The sequence below is a fragment of the Bacillus sp. SIMBA_074 genome, from assembly GCF_046534555.1.
In the GTDB taxonomy this organism is placed as follows: domain Bacteria; phylum Bacillota; class Bacilli; order Bacillales; family Bacillaceae_G; genus Bacillus_A; species Bacillus_A mycoides.
Genome location: NZ_JAWRYM010000011.1, coordinates 1 through 18,197, shown reverse-complemented (window position 1 = coordinate 18,197; position 18,197 = coordinate 1). Strand labels below are relative to the sequence as shown.

20 protein-coding genes and 2 pseudogenes are annotated in these 18,197 nt (G+C 33.6%); 17 read left to right on the top strand and 5 right to left on the bottom strand.

Annotated features, from left to right (window positions below; all coding sequences use genetic code 11):
• Positions 1-99 precede the first annotated feature (99 nt).
• The 3 genes from SB773_RS14025 to SB773_RS14015 all read right to left on the bottom strand — a co-directional run bounded on the left by SB773_RS14025 (position 100) and on the right by SB773_RS14015 (position 2,364).
• Positions 100-1,302, bottom strand: a complete 1,203-nt coding sequence (locus SB773_RS14025; RefSeq protein ID WP_410590437.1) for an MFS transporter — start codon at positions 1,300-1,302, stop codon at positions 100-102.
• A gap of 305 nt (positions 1,303-1,607) precedes the next feature.
• Complete coding sequence (gene exsC, locus SB773_RS14020) at positions 1,608-2,042, bottom strand: exosporium protein ExsC (RefSeq protein WP_113735871.1); 435 nt, start codon at positions 2,040-2,042, stop codon at positions 1,608-1,610.
• 169 nt (positions 2,043-2,211) lie between these two features.
• Positions 2,212-2,364: a YqbF domain-containing protein gene (locus SB773_RS14015; protein WP_078176551.1), complete on the bottom strand. Its 153-nt coding sequence runs from the start codon at positions 2,362-2,364 to the stop codon at positions 2,212-2,214.
• A gap of 475 nt (positions 2,365-2,839) precedes the next feature.
• Between SB773_RS14015 and SB773_RS14010 the strand changes: the two are divergent.
• The 10 genes and pseudogenes from SB773_RS14010 to SB773_RS13965 all read left to right on the top strand — a co-directional run bounded on the left by SB773_RS14010 (position 2,840) and on the right by SB773_RS13965 (position 8,865).
• Positions 2,840-3,178, top strand: a pseudogene (locus SB773_RS14010) (hypothetical protein).
• 213 nt (positions 3,179-3,391) lie between these two features.
• The gene (locus tag SB773_RS14005) at positions 3,392-4,177 is read left to right on the top strand and encodes a class I SAM-dependent methyltransferase (protein WP_044438130.1); all 786 of its coding nucleotides are present in this window, start codon (positions 3,392-3,394) and stop codon (positions 4,175-4,177) included.
• A 69-nt stretch (positions 4,178-4,246) separates the two neighbouring features.
• Entirely contained in the window at positions 4,247-4,435 is a 189-nt protein-coding gene (locus SB773_RS14000) for a DUF3970 family protein (RefSeq protein ID WP_410590434.1), read from the top strand.
• 77 nt (positions 4,436-4,512) lie between these two features.
• Positions 4,513-5,478: a nucleoside hydrolase gene (locus tag SB773_RS13995; RefSeq protein WP_410590432.1), complete on the top strand. Its 966-nt coding sequence runs from the start codon at positions 4,513-4,515 to the stop codon at positions 5,476-5,478.
• Positions 5,479-5,602: 124 nt separating this feature from the next.
• On the top strand, positions 5,603-5,845 hold the full coding sequence (locus SB773_RS13990; protein WP_002013368.1) for a GlsB/YeaQ/YmgE family stress response membrane protein: 243 nt from the start codon (positions 5,603-5,605) through the stop codon (positions 5,843-5,845).
• Positions 5,846-5,937: 92 nt separating this feature from the next.
• On the top strand, positions 5,938-6,333 hold the full coding sequence (locus tag SB773_RS13985) for a hypothetical protein (protein WP_002084959.1): 396 nt from the start codon (positions 5,938-5,940) through the stop codon (positions 6,331-6,333).
• Positions 6,334-6,484: 151 nt separating this feature from the next.
• Positions 6,485-6,631: a hypothetical protein gene (locus tag SB773_RS13980; protein ID WP_016091580.1), complete on the top strand. Its 147-nt coding sequence runs from the start codon at positions 6,485-6,487 to the stop codon at positions 6,629-6,631.
• A 46-nt stretch (positions 6,632-6,677) separates the two neighbouring features.
• The gene (locus SB773_RS13975) at positions 6,678-7,175 is read left to right on the top strand and encodes a hypothetical protein (protein WP_410590429.1); all 498 of its coding nucleotides are present in this window, start codon (positions 6,678-6,680) and stop codon (positions 7,173-7,175) included.
• Between the two features lie 149 nt (positions 7,176-7,324).
• Positions 7,325-8,169: pseudogene (locus SB773_RS13970) on the top strand (aminopeptidase).
• A gap of 24 nt (positions 8,170-8,193) precedes the next feature.
• Positions 8,194-8,865: a YjgB family protein gene (locus SB773_RS13965; protein ID WP_241875642.1), complete on the top strand. Its 672-nt coding sequence runs from the start codon at positions 8,194-8,196 to the stop codon at positions 8,863-8,865.
• Between the two features lie 14 nt (positions 8,866-8,879).
• Here the strand turns inward: SB773_RS13965 and SB773_RS13960 are convergent, their stop codons facing one another.
• Positions 8,880-10,085, bottom strand: a complete 1,206-nt coding sequence (locus SB773_RS13960) for an MDR family MFS transporter (RefSeq protein WP_002127807.1) — start codon at positions 10,083-10,085, stop codon at positions 8,880-8,882.
• Between the two features lie 62 nt (positions 10,086-10,147).
• On the opposite strand from SB773_RS13960, the gene SB773_RS13955 reads away from it, so the two are divergent.
• The 5 genes from SB773_RS13955 to SB773_RS13935 all read left to right on the top strand — a co-directional run bounded on the left by SB773_RS13955 (position 10,148) and on the right by SB773_RS13935 (position 15,715).
• Complete coding sequence (locus SB773_RS13955; protein ID WP_410590615.1) at positions 10,148-11,917, top strand: SgrR family transcriptional regulator; 1,770 nt, start codon at positions 10,148-10,150, stop codon at positions 11,915-11,917.
• A gap of 158 nt (positions 11,918-12,075) precedes the next feature.
• Positions 12,076-12,699 (top strand): YhbD family protein, encoded by a 624-nt coding sequence (locus SB773_RS13950; RefSeq protein ID WP_131247618.1) that lies wholly within the window; start codon positions 12,076-12,078, stop codon positions 12,697-12,699.
• 13 nt (positions 12,700-12,712) lie between these two features.
• The gene (locus SB773_RS13945; protein ID WP_131247616.1) at positions 12,713-13,423 is read left to right on the top strand and encodes a polymer-forming cytoskeletal protein; all 711 of its coding nucleotides are present in this window, start codon (positions 12,713-12,715) and stop codon (positions 13,421-13,423) included.
• Between the two features lie 25 nt (positions 13,424-13,448).
• Positions 13,449-14,156, top strand: coding sequence for a polymer-forming cytoskeletal protein (locus tag SB773_RS13940; RefSeq protein ID WP_131247614.1), 708 nt, complete (start codon positions 13,449-13,451; stop codon positions 14,154-14,156).
• 23 nt (positions 14,157-14,179) lie between these two features.
• A complete protein-coding gene (locus tag SB773_RS13935; protein ID WP_410590425.1) occupies positions 14,180-15,715 on the top strand; it encodes an MDR family MFS transporter in 1,536 nt (511 codons plus the stop codon).
• Positions 15,716-15,769: 54 nt separating this feature from the next.
• On the opposite strand, the gene SB773_RS13930 is transcribed toward SB773_RS13935, so the two are convergent.
• Positions 15,770-16,090: a hypothetical protein gene (locus tag SB773_RS13930; protein ID WP_002032538.1), complete on the bottom strand. Its 321-nt coding sequence runs from the start codon at positions 16,088-16,090 to the stop codon at positions 15,770-15,772.
• Between the two features lie 255 nt (positions 16,091-16,345).
• Between SB773_RS13930 and SB773_RS13925 the strand changes: the two genes are divergently transcribed.
• Together SB773_RS13925 and SB773_RS13920 are read left to right on the top strand one after the other, a co-directional pair.
• Positions 16,346-17,125, top strand: a complete 780-nt coding sequence (locus tag SB773_RS13925; RefSeq protein WP_410590422.1) for a BC_2878 family exosporium-associated protein — start codon at positions 16,346-16,348, stop codon at positions 17,123-17,125.
• 266 nt (positions 17,126-17,391) lie between these two features.
• Entirely contained in the window at positions 17,392-18,123 is a 732-nt protein-coding gene (locus SB773_RS13920) for a GNAT family N-acetyltransferase (protein WP_410590420.1), read from the top strand.
• Positions 18,124-18,197 lie beyond the last annotated feature (74 nt).

The following is an 18,197-nucleotide window of genomic DNA, read 5'->3' as shown; positions in this document are numbered from 1 at the left end:
AAATATTTAAACTACATAAAGAAAATAGATTTTAATCCTTGAAATTCAAAAAGAATGGACCCAGTAAAATACGGGATCCATTCTTAAGAAGTATTAGTTTTATATATTCGCAGATTGTGACGTTTGTTTTTTAAATTGTTTCTGCTTAGATAAGGAAATAAAAATAATCAACAACGAAATAACTCCGAAGATGAGAACCATATATTGTAATCCAATCGTATCTAAGAAGAAGCCGGTGCCGAGTAAGACAATTTGGAACATAACTCTTTCAAACATATTACGGAATGAGAATAGACGTCCGTGATAGCTTTTTTCGACTTTCGTTTGGAAAATTGTCGACATAATAGGGAAGAAGCAGCCTACACTAAATCCAAACAAACCAAATGAGGCAAGTGCCATCCATTTAATATCGCTAAAGAACAACGAAAGGTGTGCAAAAGCGGTACAAATTGCGAAGAAGTATAGTAACTTTTCAGGTTTGAAATGATCAGATAAACGTTTAATAACGAAGGCACCTAACATAAATGCTACACCTTCAATTGTATATATGAATCCTTTAATCGTTGGGTCATGTTGCATTTCGCTAATGTTAATAACCATTAAATTGAATCCAGCTATAAATAATAGAGGGATAATACTTAATATAAGTGCTGTAAAAGCAATAGGAATTCCTTTTAAAATACGAAATACTTCCATAAAACTATTATCTTTAGCTGATTGTTTACTTGATGTAGCGGATTTTTTATCTTCAAATTGTAGGAAGAAAGTTGAGAGGAATAATAAAGCGTATGCTGCCATTGAGAAGGCATACATATACTGTAAACTCATTACAACTAAAAGAATGCCACCTAGTGAAGTACCTGCAATACGAGCGATTGTACCGATATTCATATGTACACCGTTCATTTGTAATAGCTCATGTTCATTAACGATGAGTGGAATTACAGATTGTAATGCAGGGAAATAAAATGCTGCTGAAATTTGAAGTGCAATCATAAAAGCAACCATAAAGGCGATACTTTCATATTGAATAGCGAAAAACATGAAAATAACACTAATAACACGACCAAATCCAGCGTAAAGAAGAACTTTCTTTTTTTCATATTGATCAATGACACGCCCAGCCATTGGACCAACTAGAACGCCAGCTAACAGTCCGATAAATAATATAACGGATTTCATAAAATCAGAAGGGACGTATTTTTGCATAAATTCAAGATTACCAAGAATACCAAGCCATAACCCTAGACCAGCAATAAACTCCCCAATTAACACAATCCAAACATTTTTATTACGCCACATAATGTAAAACCTCTCCGTCTTTTAAAATGAAAAACTCGTATATAAAACCTCCTTATTTTATGTATTATTTTTAACGAACTTTTTTAGAGTCAGAGTCTATATTACGTGTTTCATTAGTGAATTTCAATTTTTTTGATTTGTTGGAAATTTGATTTATTAAGTGGTGAAATAAGTAATTCAAAATGAAAAAAATGTATGATTGAATACAAATTTAAAGTAATGAAAAACAAGGAGAAAATAAAAAAGCAAGAACGTAGGTACTACGTCTCACTTCTCTCAAATGTAAAATAAAACGATAGATTCTCTTAGCAACACTTATGATCTTGTCCAATAGCTAAACCGCTAAAAGACAGAGGACCAACAATGTCTGCACTTGCACCACTAGTAAGGTTTTCTACAGTTAATGAATACTCGTGAGTCCCGCAGCTAACATTTTGATCTATAGCTTGAAATGTTTGCACGTAAAATTGCTCAGAATCTGTAGATTCAATCCCTACTTGAGCGTTGAAGATTTCTGTATTGTCACGGAAAATTCTAAATAATATTTGTGCTATGTCAGTTATACCTTTAACCCCAACTGTAGCAATTAATTCTACTCGATTATCACGTGAATCTTTTCTTGAAATTTTCAATTTAATATTTGCTAGAATTGCTTTGTTTGGGGAATGGGGAATTACAAAAGTTGTTTCACCCGTTTTATTTATTGGTTGAGTAGCTTGGTAATCAATGATATGAGTCATATTCGTCACCTCCTTATATACTAAAATATGAAAGTAACGATAAATTAGCTTGGACATATACTAGAAGATGTTAATAGAATTGAGAATAAAGTTGAATATGGGGCGATAATATAAAAGCATCAAGAAAGAGTCACAATACTGTGAGTTGTTTCTCGATGCTGTTTGTACATTAGGCAGAGTATTCCTCTTTACGTACTTCGAAGAATTCATTCCGGCGTAAGTAATTAAAAATTTTCTCTGAAACCTCTTTTTCTTCGGATATTAAGAAACGATGATCAAAAGCATAGAAAGATTGACCTTTAATTAGTTTTACGTAGTATATTTTACACGCCTCCTTTAAATTAGGATTCTTAAATACTTTATATTATGATGACCTATCTGGTTGTTAATAATACTTAAAGTTTCAAAGGGGAGAAGTATAAATTCAAAAAAACATTGAAATAGCTTACAAATCTGTAATGTTTTTGTCACCTTTGCCGATAGTTAAAATTAACCAGTATCTTCTATACTACAAATAGGTTCCATAAAACAAGGGGGTAGAAAGATGGAGGAAGTAATTGGAGAAGTTGTAGCAGGGATTTGTGAATTTGTAGTTGAAGTTACGGTGGATGTTTTAGGAGATTTAGTTTCCGGAAATGACGAAGAGAAAGAAACATTATAAAATTTGTAAAAAGTTTAAAGATAAACAATGTGTAAAAGCTGATTTCTAAAGGGAAGTCAGCTTTTACATTATATTAATGATATCTAAATATTAATCTGTTGCGATATTAATGAAATCAATAAAGGAGCTGACCGATATGAATATGCCGAATTCTAGATGTGATGTACCTGATTCTAATACGATTGTAGCGAATATAAATGAAAAAGAATATCACTTTATAGTTCGTATACATCCACTTGCAGGAAAGATGATAGCGCTATTTGAAAATGGGAAAGAATATGGCTTGCTTGATAAGTAAATCGCTAGTAGGGATAAATTTATTAGGTCAGAGCTTACTAAGTTGAAGCATTTCAACATAGACATTCTTTATGATAGTCCTGGGTGGATATGGATTGGCATGGACCAATATGGATTGCATGCAAGAGAGGCTACTAATAGCGAAGTAGAAGTTATTGTGAAGTTACAGGGGGATTAGACGTGTAAGAAGATCCTCAAATATAAGAGATACTTTGTGGGGGTGTGGGATAATTCCCCATAACCTTTTTTGTTTCGTGCTTAAAAATAAAAGAGTTAAATTTTTTTGATAGAAGGTCTCTAATACAAGAGACGAGACTAAAAGAGGATTTGAAATTATATAAAGAGAACTTATAAATTAAATATAATACTTTATAGAAAGAAGATGATAAAAGTGAGTAAAGAAGAACTTGTGAAACAACAATTTGGTAGTAATGCAGAGAAGTATGTGAAAAGTAAAATTCATGCAAAAGGACTGGATTTACAATATGTAGTTAAGCAAGTTGAAACTCGTCATAATACTCGTCTTCTTGATATTGCTACTGGTGGCGGACATGTTGCTAATTTGTTAGCCCCAATGTTCAAAGAGGTAGTCGCTCTTGATTTAACAGAAAAAATGTTAGAAAAAGCAAAAGGTTTTATAGAAGGGAACGGACATGAAAATGTATCATTTGTAGCAGGACATGCAGAAAGGTTACCATTTGCTGATGAATCCTTTGATACAATTACATGCCGAATTGCAGCACATCACTTTGTTGATCCTTTGCAATTTATTTTTGAAGTAAATCGAACGTTAGAAGATAATGGGTTATTTATATTAATTGATAACGTTTCACCAGAAAATAATGAGTTTGATACATTTTATAACTTTATCGAAAAGAAGAGAGATCCAAGCCATGAACGAGCTTTGAAAAAAACAGAATGGATTACTTTATTAGAAAAACATGGTTTGCAAATGCAGTCATGTCATACTTTTGAAAAGAAGTTCGATTTTGATTGGTGGTGCGATATGATGGATGTTCCTATGCAAAAACGTGTAAAGTTAACAGAGTGTATGATGAAAACATCAAATGAAATGCAAGAATTTTTCAAAATTCAATTTGAAAACAATAAAATAGAATCGTTTTATACTGAAATGGCACTATTCGTCTGTAAAAAAAGTTCAACATTAAAAAGATAAATTTCTTGCAGTCTTTCTGATGTACGATATACTTAGTACAGAGAAAATGAGAATTGAGGAATAGTAATAATGATTCGTGTACGTATTGAGGGAACTGAGGAAGAGATGCTTGAATTTTTAGAGAAAATGCCGGACATTTCTGGGTTTGAAAAAACACATATAAGAGAACCGAGAAAAGGGAATAATCCGAAATATGATTCAAGCAAAAATGTACTAGCATATTTATCTTATAAGAAGATTGAAGTCGCCAATAAATAGGCGGCTTTTTTAATTATCTCCGTTTCACCACCTTGTCTTTTTCGCATAATAATGATAGTAGATTATGCTGGAGAGGGGTGAGGAATGTTAATAAAAAAATAATCTTTTTCGGAGATTTTGGTATTGATGATGCAGTAACGTTAATTTATGCGAATAAAACATGCAAATTAGATATTATAGGTATCGTTGCAGAGTATGGAAATGTATCAAGAGAAATTGTTACGGAAAATGTTTATTTTTTAGAAAGATACTATGCTACAAAAGTAAAGATTATCGAAGGTGCCAGTAGACCAATGACAGCTGAAGAACCTTTGTTTTTCCCTGAAATTCATGGGGATCACGGTTTAGGTCCAATTATCCCACCGAAAATGAGAATTTGTGACAGAGAAAATTTTTGTGAATTGATTAAATTAATTGAGCCTTGTCCAGAAGATATTATTATAGTGGCGACGGGACGATTAACAACACTTGCAACATTATTTTTATTGTACCCCAATTTAATGAATCGAGTATGTTCTTATTATATAATGGGCGGTGCTTTTCTATTTCCGGGAAACGTTACACCTGTATCAGAAGCTAATTTTTACGGCGATCCAATTGCCGCGAATATCGTTATGAAATATGTGCAGAATGCTACTATATATCCATTAAATGTAACGCAGCGTGCTCTTATTACCCCTGAAATGGTCGATATTATTGATAAAGAAGGAACAGGGCAAGCGAAACTTATAAAGCCAATGATCGATTTTTATTACGAGAACTTTTACAAAAAAGAATATCCAGGTATTGCTGGGAGTCCGATTCACGATTTACTTCCGTTCATTTCATTTATAAATGATGATATTTTTGAATATAAAAAATCAGCAGTTTGGATAAGTACGACAAATGATGTAACGAGAGGTCAAAGTGTTGCAGATTTTAGAAAAATAGCTGAGCCGACGAGGTTTGATGATCGTCCTATACAAAGAATTGCCGTTGAATTCAATTATCAAGCGTTTAAAGACGAATTTATGAGAACAATATTGAAGCCAGATTGTCCTTAAAAGGTTGAGCAGATTTGAATGATTTTCATAAGACGAATAACTTACGAAAAATGAAACATAACTAATGGTAAGCAATTGTTTCTGATTATAATTTTTATCTTTCAAAAATAAAGGAGGTAATGATATGATTTGGTCTTTAATCGTTGGTGGTATATTAGGATGGTTTGCAAGTTTAATTACTGGGAAGGATGTACCTGGCGGTGTAATCGGTAATATTATTGCAGGTATTGTCGGTTCTTGGCTTGGTACAGCGTTACTTGGTAAATTCGGACCTGTTATAGGCGGATATGCGATTGTTCCGGCTTTAATAGGCGCGATTGTTTTGATTTTCATCGTAAGCTTTATATTCCGTGCAATGCGGAAATGAATACAGGGGACTGTTTACATTTGTAAGCAGTCCCTTTGTATTATGTTGTCTAATCTGTTATGCTACTGTTATACAATCAGGAGGTGTCAGCATTGAAATCATTTACAGTAAATTTTCATCAAGAGGATAATGCAAAGGCAACAACAGTACATAAATTAAGTGAAGAGGACTTCGAGAAAGCAACAGAAAAAGGTACTCGTCATCTATTTGATTTAGATACAAACGTTGGTTTCTTCGTATTCTTTGATGCTGAAGATACAGAAGGAAACGAGCAATACTTAATGTTACAATATGAAGGAGATCATGAAGAACCAAGTGCTTGCTACGGATTTGATTTGAAATTGTTCTATCAATTTTTAGCACTATACTTAAATGATCTTGAATTCCAAGGTGAGACAAATGAAGAAGAGGAAGAAAATGGTCCAATTCATCATTTAGCGCACTTACTTTACCATATCGTTGAAGACGGTAAATCTATCGAAGTGTAAAAATACATATTTGAAGCTGTCCTTTAATAGGGCAGCTTTTTTAATTATATAAATAGTTAATCTTAGTAGGTGTAGTTTTATATTTCTTCCATGTTTCACCCGCAACATTTCAGTTATAATTGGCGTAACTAAATTCATGGAGGCTATTTCTGTGCTCGTAGATGTAAAACATTTTATAAAAGCAGTAGGATTAACTGTTATCACATCGTTAAGTGGGGACAATACATTTGCTCACAATTTTAAAACTGTAAAAAGCACTTTCACTACATACATAAAGAAGTTAAGATTAACCTTTTAATTTTATTTTTATAATTTAAATAGACACATTACTTAGGGGAGATAATTTGTTTACAATAGAAAATTACACAAATTCTTTAAAAAAAGGCCTCGAAGAAAAATCGGAGGATTTGATTCGAAATATAAAAGAGACACTTCAGTTTAATTATTATGAAGGGATAGATATATTAGATTTCACAGCTTTTGTTCAGTCATTTGAAATGTCCGTTGTCATGTTTTCGATGGATAGAGGAGCAAATGAAGTTTTTTATGAAGGAAAGGATAGCAGTGTCTTTTCTGGTAGTCACGATTTGATAGATGATGTAGAATATTATAAATTCCATGATGACGAAGCAGACGAATTTTGGGAGTTTTATGAAGAAAACGATGAAGCATTATCTGAAATTGAAACGAAAGCTATAGTGGAATGGTTTGCGATGTGCTGGAATAAAGCAGGTGGTACGAGCGTTAAATTACCGTCTTACTTTAGTTTTCATGATTATGATGAATGCTTTGATTTACATAACAGCAAATGGATTTCTGACGGCGACAAATGGTTTGATTAAATTTCAGAAACCCCAAAAATATTAAACCAGCAGGGAATGATTATTCACTCCCTGCTGGTTTTTTGCATTTAAAGGAGCCTTTGTGACAGTGTATTTTAAGTTATAGAAAAAGGATATAACGAGTAAGGAGAGAAGGTGTAAATAAGGAGATGAATAAGATGATTAACAATACAATTCCAAGCTTTTGGAAAGCAATGATATAGGATTACATGACTTGAACAAATATTATGATATGCACCCAGAGGCATTCGAAGAGTATTTTAAGTTTCACTGTCCTAAGACAGAAGAACGTCTCTCTAGTGCGATTGAAAAGTATCCTGCAAAACTAGAAGACATTCGTATTATTTCAGAAATTTTACCATCAATTATTCAAGAAGTTAGTAAGGACTATCGCATTCAATTTGGTAGTAATATAGATGTAACTTTTCATATATTTGTAGGTGGATTTGGTTCTAATGCATTTGTGGAAAGGGAGATTATTGGGGATATATTTTTTGCGGCTGAGAAATTATCTCCTGTAAGGGAGCACCTCCGTGTTATCGTTGCTCATGAAATCGGACATATATATCATAATGTAGCATTACAAGAGAATGGAATGGATTGGACTAAAGCAGAATGGAATGATGCCCCGGTAAGTTTATATCGTGAAGGGGTCGCGACCTATTTATCACAACTAATAGTTAAAGGTTTAAGTGAGTCCGTTTACTATTCATATAGTAGTAATGGTGATTCATCGTTACAATATTATAAAGAAATTGAAGAGAACATTAAGAAACGTTTTTTACAGGATTATGTTGAAGGATGGACAGTTGAAAAAGAGAAAGAATGGTTCCGTCTATCAGGAGGGACTTATTTCGGATACAACCGACTCGGTTATTTTTTAGGAAAATCATATATAGAGTATATGGTCCGTACTTTCGGAGAAACGGAAGCACTTACTTTTTGGGGGGGAAATAATTTGAGGAGTAGTGTTATGGAATGGTTACAAAAGTGAATATATTGAAGAGGGAGGTTGAAAATGATGAAAGTATATATGAAAGTGCTTATATTGTTCCTAACTTTAACGTGTGTAGTGGCTTTAACCGCGTGTAATAACGCTGAGGAAAAGAAACAAACTAATTCAACATCAGAAAATAGTAAAAAGAATGAAGAGACTGCTCCCAAAAAAGAGAAAGAACCTGTGGAAAAACCAAAAGGTCAAGAATCGGTAAAACCTTCAACGGAGTCTAATACGAAAAATACAGTGCTTAATCAAAAATCAATTAACCATGTAAAAGATTTATTTGAGCAAGCGAAAGAAGGTAAAGTACCTAACGTACCATATGCAGCACATACAGGAGATATTGAAGAAATAGAGAAGGCATGGGGAAAGGCAGATAAGACTGAGCAAGCAGGAAACGGGATGTATGCAACTTTTACAAGTAAAAATGTAGCATTTGGCTTTAATAAAGGATCACAAGTCTTTGACGTACGCTCTTACCATTCAGAGCTCAAATCGATTACGTTACAAGAAATCGAAAAGGCTTTAGGAAAACCAGCGTCTGTTAAAGAAAATGGTAATGATAAAATTTATGTTTATAAAGTAAATGAACAGTTTGAATTGAAATTCGTAATTCCAAAATCGACTGGTAAAGTGCATCATATTTCTGTGTTCTCACCGGAGGATAGTATTAATAAAATGGCAGGTTAAATGAAGAGCTGTTCCTATAGGGACAGCTCTTTTGTTTTGTTTCTTTCTAACGATTGAACAAAAAAAGCTTGAATGATACCACCGATTATTAATAAGAAGGCACAAATATAAAATAGAGTACTACCGCTTAATTTACTTAATAACAATGCACCTACAAAAGGCCCACAAGTTCTTGAAATATCCCAATGTATACCGTATATAGAAAAATATAATCCGCGTCTATGACTTGGAGCGATTTGTGAAACGAATCGTAGTAAGTGATTCAAAGCTATACTTTGCCCAATTACTAAAAAGAGCAATGTGAAGAATAATGACCATATTGTTGTGGAATAACCGTAGCCAATCGCAGCTAACGTATAGCAAGTATAGGAAATAACAATGATTTTAGGCATAGAAAACTGTTCAGACCATTTCACAAGGGAAATTTGGAGAATCACTTCCATGACAGCTTTACAAGTTGAGATAAACACGAGTACAAATAGAAAATTTGGAAATACACTTTCGGCGAATATACGATAATTTGATTCGGTTTGGGCGTAGAAAAAACTAATCGGTAGCGTAGAAACCATAAGTCCAAACACAGCGTAATGCTTTGAAATAAATTGTTTTGGCGAATATACTTCTTTAGTTTTATTAACGTTTTTCATGAGTGGAGCTGTTTCAGGAAGCTGCGTCCAAACGAGAATAGCATATAGCGTAAGGGCTACACCTTGCAAAATAAATAAATACTCAGGGTGACTAGTATAGAAAAAGGCGCCGATTAATGGGCCAATTACAGAGCCGATTGCTCCAGTAGTATGCAGAACAGCAAATATTTCTGCCTGTTGTTCTTCCTTCGTTAAGTCAGCGATTTGTGCTCGCTGTGCCGGAATATATAAAGAGCGTCCAATACCATTTACTACATACAATAAGGCGAAAAAGGCGACCGATTCAGCAAAAACGAAGCCGCTTACGGCAAAAGCTTGTAAAAGTAATCCGAGTAACATTATTTTCTTTCGGCCGTATTTATCTGTTACACCCCCAGCGATTAATGTAAACACAATATCAGCGAGAGGCTGTAATCCGAAAAGAAGCATTGTAACGATGACATTACCATTTAACGCTTTATTAACATGAACAATAAAAATGATAGCTAACATCGCTTCAGTCGTTCGGACTAACAATTCACCGAACAATCGAATGAGAATAGGCTTATTATAACGTTTTAAAAGATACTTCATTTTTATTTCCTCCTTTCTATATTGAAATGATAAGATGGAAGCCAGAAATGAAAAAGGGTAGAATGAAAGAGGAAGATTTTTCATCTTTTAGGGGGCGTTTTATGATTATTTTGGAGCAATATATGCACCTGTGGCTCCAGTATGGAAATGGGAGAGCAGAGGGAGAACAATTAGAAATAACAATACAAAATATATCTGAAACTTTATTTTGTACAGAGCGAAATAGTAGATTAATCATAAAAAAATTAGAAGAATTTAATTGGATTATGTGGTTTCCAGGCCGAGGGAGAGGAAATCGTTCAAAGTTGTTATTTCAAAAACATCCACTTTCTTTAATTTTAGAAAGAGGAAAAGAAATAACGAAACAAGGGGACGTAAAAAGTGGAAGTGCATTTATTGAAAGATATAGCTCGTATTTTCCATCACTTCAAACGCAATTTCAAACGTGGATTGATTCGATATTCGGTTATCAAGTCGAAAGGACATCTAAAGGGAGAAGAGATGTGCTACGTTTGCAAGTCCAAATGAATCTAGATATTGCATTAGATCCTGTATACGCTACGATGCGTTCGGAATGTCATATGGTAAAACATATATACGACACGTTAGTGTATATAGACGGAAATACAAACAGTGTAGAGCCAAGGCTTGCGTTTTATTGGGAATATGATGACCAGAAATATATATGGACCTTCTACTTACGAAAAGGTGTTCAGTTTCATAACAGGAAAGAATTTACTGCTTATGACGTTGTACATACATTTAAACGATTCTTGAAAGCGAAAAATAATCCGCATGCGTGGATGTTACAGCACGTTGAAAGTTTACATATTCTTGATGACTACATTGTGCAGATTCGTTTATCTACAGATAATAAGTTGTTTTTACATGCTTTAAGTACAGAACAGTGTTCTATTGTAAATGAAGATGGAAGGTTAATCGGTACTGGACCGTTTCGATTATGTGAAAAGAATGAGGATGTATTCGTATTAGAAGCAAATGATTTATATTTTCGCGAGCGACCATTTCTCGATCGAATTGAATTATGGAATGTAGAGCATAGCGTAAATACGTGCGATATATTAGCGAAAGCACACTATAACAATATAGAAAAGCATCATAAAGAACTAACTAGACTTGAGTCGAATGTAACATACATTACATTAAATACCGCAAAAGAAGGACCTATGCAAAACACGATGTTTCGGAAAGCTCTATATAAAATCATTCATAGCAATGCACTTATCGAGGAATTGCAAGGAGCGCGCGGAGAAATAGCAGAAGAATTGGTTCTAACAAAGGGTGGCACTATACATATAAATGAGGACATATATACGCTTATTAAAGAGAGCTCTTACCGTAATGAAACACTGCGACTATATACATTTACAGAACAAGATCATGTTGAAGACTCATATTGGATACAAAAAGAGTGTGCGAAGTATGGCGTCACTATTGAAGTCGTTTTTCTTGAAACAAAAGAGTTATTGCAAGCAAGTACGATACAAAAGGCTGATATAATACATGATAGTGCGACAATTAGTGAGCGTATTGAAGAAAGTTTACTATATATGTTTCTTACAAAAAACAGCTTTATTCATCAACATAGCAATATAAAATTTAACGAAGTATTGCAGTCTTATTTTATAGAGAATCAATTAGAGAAACGGATGACACTGTTACACGATATTGAAGACACATTGTTACGTCAAATTCATATTATTCCTTTATATCGTAACAAACAGCAAGTAAGTTCACACGAAAAGGTGCAAAATATAATGATTAATCCACAAGGTTGGATTGATTTTTATCAAATATGGTTTAAGGCTTGATATATAAAGGTTCTTATGCATTTTAGTAAGATGTGTAAGAATCTTTTTTGTATGGAAATGAAGTTTGTTTTGGACATTGTTACGCTACATGTTATAAAAGTCCATTTACAGCGTAACAGTGTTATGTTACATTGTTATTAGGAAGGAGTGATATACAGTTGATTACAGATTTAATTTCAAAAAAAGATTTATTAGAGTTAACTGGTATTTCATACGGACAGTTATATAGGTGGAAGAGAAAAAATTTAATACCGGAAGATTGGTTTGTACGAAAGTCAACGTTCACAGGTCAGGAAACATTTTTTCCGAAAGAAAAGATATTAGAGCGTATTGATAAAATTCAAACGATGAAAGAGGATCTATCGCTTGATGAATTGGCAAATATGTTTTCACCAAGCGTAACAGAGATTCTTTTAGCAAAGGAAGATCTCATTCGTAAAGAAATTACATCAGAACCTGTTTTACAATTTTTCATGGAGCAAACGAACAAAACGGCAGATTTTCAATTTGCAGATATTCTTTATGTATACGTGTTAGAAGAACTTCTTCAATCAGGAGACGTTAGCTTAGAAGAAGGGAAAATGGTTTTACAAGTTTTACTTGAAAATTATGAAGCGATTAAACATAAAAATTGTGACTTAGTTATTATTCGGAAGTTAGGGATTTCTACATGCTTCTTAGTATCAAGCGTTGAGGATTTAATTTTTGAAAAGGGAACAAAGATTGTTTTACGTGTAGCAATCATGAAATATACCGAAGCATTAAAAACTAAACTGTTGTAGTGGAGGAGAAATAATGCGTACAGAAAATTTAATTATAAACGGATATGGTTCATCAAACGGTGGAGAGTTTCATAAAGTGCAACTAAATGGAAAAGGAACTGTTAATGGAAACGTTGAGTGCGACCAATTTGAATGTAATGGTTACGGAATTGTTACTGGTGATTTGAAAAGTAGCGATGCGAGAATTAGCGGATCAGGTAAAGTTGAGGGTACAGTTAGTGCAGAAATGATGCGAATCGATGGGAAAGGGACAATTACACAAGATGTAAAGGCGACCACTTTAAAAATTGCAGGAAAAGGGACGATAGGTGGTAATGTAACTGGTGAAGAATTTAAAGTCAATGGTCAAGCGACGATTGATGGTAATTGTGAAGTTGATATTTTTTCTTCAGAAGGGCAATTTACAGTTGGTGGATTATTAAGCGCAGATGAAATTAATATAAATATTCATGGTACATGTAGAGCGAAAGAAATTGGTGGCCAAACCATTAAAGTAAAACATAGATTGAGTGCTTTTAGTAGACTATTTAAAACAGTATTTGGCTTACAGTTAGAAGCTGAACTGCTAGAAGGTGACAATATCGATATTGATTATGCTCACATTAAAACAGTAAGGGGAAACAATGTTACTGTAGGGCCGAACTGTGAGATTGAACTAATTGAATATACTGGGGTTCTTACTGTTGATAAAAGTGCAAATGTAAAAGAAATTAAGCAAGTTTAAGTTTAAAAGGGAGAGAGGAATCGGTATGGAAAATCAACATAGTCTTACTGTAAATGGATCAGGTAGCTCAGCAGGTGGAGATTATAACAAAGTAAAGATACGCGGCGAAGGAACAATCTCTAATCATATGAGTTGTAATGATTTTAAAACGTATGGTACGAGTGAAGTACGTGGCAATATGAAAGCGAAAAATTATGTCGTGTATGGAGATAGTGAAGTACAGGGGAATATGGAGGCGGAATATGTAAAAGTATATGGCAATGCCCAAGTACAAGGCGACGGACAAATTAATAAAACAAAAGTTAGAGGTATGATAGAATTTAAAGGGAAGCTATCCGGTGATTTCGTAGATGTGAAAGGCGCTTTAAATGTAATGGGAGATATAGAAGTAGAGGAATTATTACTAACTGGTGGTCTTGAAAGTGATGGTTTGCTTAATGCTGAAAATATTGAAATCTCACTTCGTTATGAAGGAAGTAAAGTGAGAGAAATCGGTGGGAAAAAGATTACAGTACGTAAAAAAGCGAGATTTATTCCTTTTACAGGTCATGCAGGAAGCCTTCAAACATCAATTATTGAAGGGGATGATATTTATTTAGAACATACAATAGCAGACGTAGTAAGAGGAAATCATGTTATAATTGGCCCTGGCTGTGAAATTAGTGTAGTAGAATATCACACTAGTTTTAATCAGAAAGGTAATGCAGTCGTAAAAGAACATAAACAAATATAAGTAGTATGAGGGAGAGCAAGGTTATGGTTGAGAAGAATAATAAGCACGGTTTTGTTGTGGCGGGCTTATTGCTAGGGATTTTAATGGCATCAATGGATAATACCATTGTCGTAACAGCGATGGGAACAATCGTTGGTGATTTAGGAGGCCTTGAAAACTTTGTATGGGTCGTTTCTGCCTATATGGTCGCAGAAATGGCAGGTATGCCGATTTTCGGTAAACTATCAGATATGTATGGTAGAAAGAGATTCTTTATTTTCGGTTTAATCGTCTTTATGATTGGTTCGGCACTTTGTGGAACTGCTGAAAATATTACACAGTTAGGTATTTATCGTGCCATTCAAGGTATTGGTGGCGGGGCACTAGTGCCGATCGCATTTACTATCGTTTTTGATATTTTCCCTCCAGAAAAGCGCGGGAAAATGGGTGGTTTATTCGGAGCAGTATTTGGTTTATCAAGTATTTTCGGGCCATTACTTGGCGCATATATTACGGATTATATTAGCTGGCACTGGGTGTTTTATATTAACTTACCACTTGGAATTTTAGCACTTATTTTTATTACATTATTTTATAAAGAGTCACGAGTTCATAGAGAACAAAAGATTGATTGGTTTGGTGCAATTACTTTAGTTGGTGCAGTAGTTTGTTTAATGTTCGCCTTAGAATTAGGCGGACAAAAGTATGATTGGGATTCTAGCTTTATTTTAAGTTTATTTGCTGGGTTCGCTATTTTAGTAATTGCTTTTATTGTTATTGAACGAAAAGTAGAAGAACCAATCATTTCATTTGAGATGTTTAAACAACGTCTATTCGGAATGAGTACAATCATTGCCTTATGTTACGGGGCGGCATTTATGTCAGCAACTGTGTACATTCCGTTATTTATTCAAGGTGTATACGGTGGTACGGCAACAAACTCAGGATTATTGTTATTACCAATGATGTTAGGATCAGTAGTTACAGCGCAGTTAGGTGGATTTTTAACATCGAAACTTAGCTACCGAAACATTATGATTATTTCTGCTGTAATTATGCTAATCGGATTATTCTTATTAAGTACATTAACGCCAGAAACAAGTCGTATATTATTAACAATTTATATGGTTATTATCGGTTTTGGAGTTGGTTTCTCATTCTCTGTACTAAGTATGGCTGCTATTCATAACTTCGGTATGGAGCAACGCGGTTCTGCGACTTCAACGAGTAACTTCATTCGTTCATTAGGTATGACACTTGGTATTACAATCTTCGGAATGATTCAAAGAACTGGTTTCCAGGATCAATTAGAAGAATCGTTTAAAGGTATGAGCGGGGGAATGAATACAAACGCTTTAGGAGATTCAAGAGCTATTCTATCAGAATCGGCAAGATCTCAAATTCCGCCGCAAATATTAGATAAAATTATTGAAGCTCTCTCTAGTTCAATCGTTCAGACATTTATGTGGGCGTTAGTCCCCGCAAGTTTAGCGTTCGTATTCGTTTTCTTTATGGGAAATGAGCGCATGGTATATAAAAAAGAACAAAACAAGGTGAAAAGTGAAACATCAAAAGCGTAAAGAAAAAGCTCCTTTCAATTTTGAAAGGAGCTTTTTCTTATGTACGGAGTCGAATTAGCCTTCGATAATCTCGTATTCTTCGTCTGCTAATAATAAAATTTGTGTTTTCTTACCTTTGTTTTGAACTTCGATTACATCATATGTACCTAAGTCTCTTAGCTTGCTTTGAGAAGCGTTAACCATAACTTCCATAGAATCAATTAAGATATCTTCTTCAACGTATGATTCAGGTAATGCCATATCTTCAGTATCTAATACACATGTATATAGATTTTGTAAGTTCTCAGCAGTTGGGTTTTGTTCCTCAACATCAATGATGTTTTTTACTGCTTCCATATTTTCTTCTTTTACTTGATATACTTTAATTTTAGTCATTGTTTTAATCTCCTTTATTACGTAATCTTAGAGGCTGCACCTCATTATAACGCTTTTTCATTGAAAGATGAAATTGTTATATGTATTTATAGTAAAAATTATGTGTTATTACTTATTATTGGTGTAATTTCCATATTGATGTTAGGCGTAACTAATTATATCCTTACGTTAAAATTATATTGTCCAAGCTTTTCATATATCCCGCTCATATTATGTGTATTAGATAAAAACATAAAGGGAAGGGATTGAATGTAAGTGGATTGCGAACCGAAACGAAATTTTCAATGTTGTCAAAATAGTATATGTGAATTTTTACAAAGTCTAGAACCTTTTACTAAGGTTGAGAGTATCGTAATAGCCGGAAAGGAAATTTTTGTATCCTATTTTCTTGCATTTAACAAGATGAAAGGTATCGTGTCATTTGTACAAGAGGACAATGATGTTATTTTTGTAGATTGTTCAAAGATTGATGCGATTCGAATAGGAAAAGTGTGTAGTTGTAAAGCGAAAGTTAAATTTATTGAAGAGGATTTTAGTCTCCTTGGAAATGTTTGTCCACAGTGTTTAACGGAGGGAAGTACACTCTTTTTCGACTTTTATAATTCTGAATTGAATTTATCTCTACAAGCAAAAACAATTGATGCGCCTAGATGTATTGAATTTACAGATGAACTTGGGAATGTAGTAAAGCAAATTACAATAGTAGGTGAAGCGATAGTTTCTAAAGATTTTGTTCAAGTGCCAGAACTATTAGATTTTCGATTGGTATTATCGGATACGGCTTCAAATCCTTTGAACTTCGGATTACTGTTCATTAATTTTCCTGATATTACGTTTATTATTCTTTTCGCATCAAGTGGATACCTCAACATTTCGAACTGTTTAAAAATAGAGAGTGGAACTGGTAATGCTGAAATAGAAGAGATGAAAAAGATGGTAACGAATGACAATAATACGTACAAGTCAATTGTTAAATTGACTAAAGTATATAAAAATGGAGGAACAGAATTATTTGTTTATAAGAATGAGTTATAACATATATATTTAAATGAACCCTTAAACCAATGTTGAGGGTTTTTACATAATAAAAGATTATAGATTGCGAATTATTATTAAGTATATTATCTGTTAACCTTTATACTGGGCAGTCATTTACTAATTATTAGATGTTATAATAATTTTATATTTATGAATAATTTATAATTATATGGAGTTTAGTAGACGTTTGCTTATACGTAGAATAAAAGGACTTATGAAAAAAAAGTAGAAGTACATTGATTCTAACGAAAGCAGGAATGTAAATGATATATGAAGCGAATATACATACAAGAGAAAAATTAGTATCTATGTTTAAGGATTTTAATAATGTTGTTTTACTGTCTTATATACAAGGACATATGGGAGAGGCTTGGGTAAACGATCTTGAAAATCCAACAGTAGCGCAAGTTACGGTAGGGATTTTCACATTTTACACTGGGGATTCGAATGCGAAAGAAACAGAAGAATTATTACGTAATATTCCTGATAGAATGTTAGTAATCGTAAATGGTGATGAGTGGAAAAAGCGTTTAGAAACATTTTATGAAAGAAAAATAGATAAGTTTTTACGCTATAAATTCAAACGGAATTCGGAAGTTTTTGATCGTTCAAAATTACAATCTTTTATATCAGCGCTTCCAAAAGGATACGAATTACGAAGAATAGATGAACACATCGCAAATAATTATACACTACATAAGCTTTCTGAAGATTTTACAAGTCAATTTCAATCGGTAGAAGATTATATAAACCGAGGTATAGGTTATAGTATTTTGTACAAAGGAGAAGTTGTATGCGGTGCATCATCGTATAGCATTTATGATAATGGCATTGAAATTGAACTTACGACTGATCACAATCATAGAAGAAAAGGATTAGCAACTATAGTTAGTGCAGCGTTAATCTTGGACTGTTTAGAAAAAGGGATATATCCAAACTGGGATGCAGCGAATACTACATCTGCTAAACTAGCAGAAAAGCTAGGGTATGTTTGAAGTGACCCCCGAAAGTTAGACAGGTCGTTTCATTAGGCAGCCTCTAGGGTATGAGCCCGGTATTGTACCGGGCT

Coding starts and splice junctions, on each gene's coding strand:
- SB773_RS13930 (WP_002032538.1), bottom strand. CDS start 16,090: ATGACTAAAATTAAAGTATATCAAGTAAAAGAAGAAAATATGGAAGCA.
- SB773_RS13945 (WP_131247616.1), top strand. CDS start 12,713: ATGCGTACAGAAAATTTAATTATAAACGGATATGGTTCATCAAACGGT.
- SB773_RS13965 (WP_241875642.1), top strand. CDS start 8,194: ATGATGAAAGTATATATGAAAGTGCTTATATTGTTCCTAACTTTAACG.
- SB773_RS13960 (WP_002127807.1), bottom strand. CDS start 10,085: ATGAAGTATCTTTTAAAACGTTATAATAAGCCTATTCTCATTCGATTG.
- SB773_RS13920 (WP_410590420.1), top strand. CDS start 17,392: ATGATATATGAAGCGAATATACATACAAGAGAAAAATTAGTATCTATG.
- SB773_RS13940 (WP_131247614.1), top strand. CDS start 13,449: ATGGAAAATCAACATAGTCTTACTGTAAATGGATCAGGTAGCTCAGCA.
- SB773_RS14025 (WP_410590437.1), bottom strand. CDS start 1,302: ATGTGGCGTAATAAAAATGTTTGGATTGTGTTAATTGGGGAGTTTATT.
- SB773_RS14000 (WP_410590434.1), top strand. CDS start 4,247: ATGATTCGTGTACGTATTGAGGGAACTGAGGAAGAGATGCTTGAATTT.
- SB773_RS13990 (WP_002013368.1), top strand. CDS start 5,603: ATGATTTGGTCTTTAATCGTTGGTGGTATATTAGGATGGTTTGCAAGT.
- SB773_RS13955 (WP_410590615.1), top strand. CDS start 10,148: ATGAAAGAGGAAGATTTTTCATCTTTTAGGGGGCGTTTTATGATTATT.
- exsC (WP_113735871.1), bottom strand. CDS start 2,042: ATGACTCATATCATTGATTACCAAGCTACTCAACCAATAAATAAAACG.
- SB773_RS13935 (WP_410590425.1), top strand. CDS start 14,180: ATGGTTGAGAAGAATAATAAGCACGGTTTTGTTGTGGCGGGCTTATTG.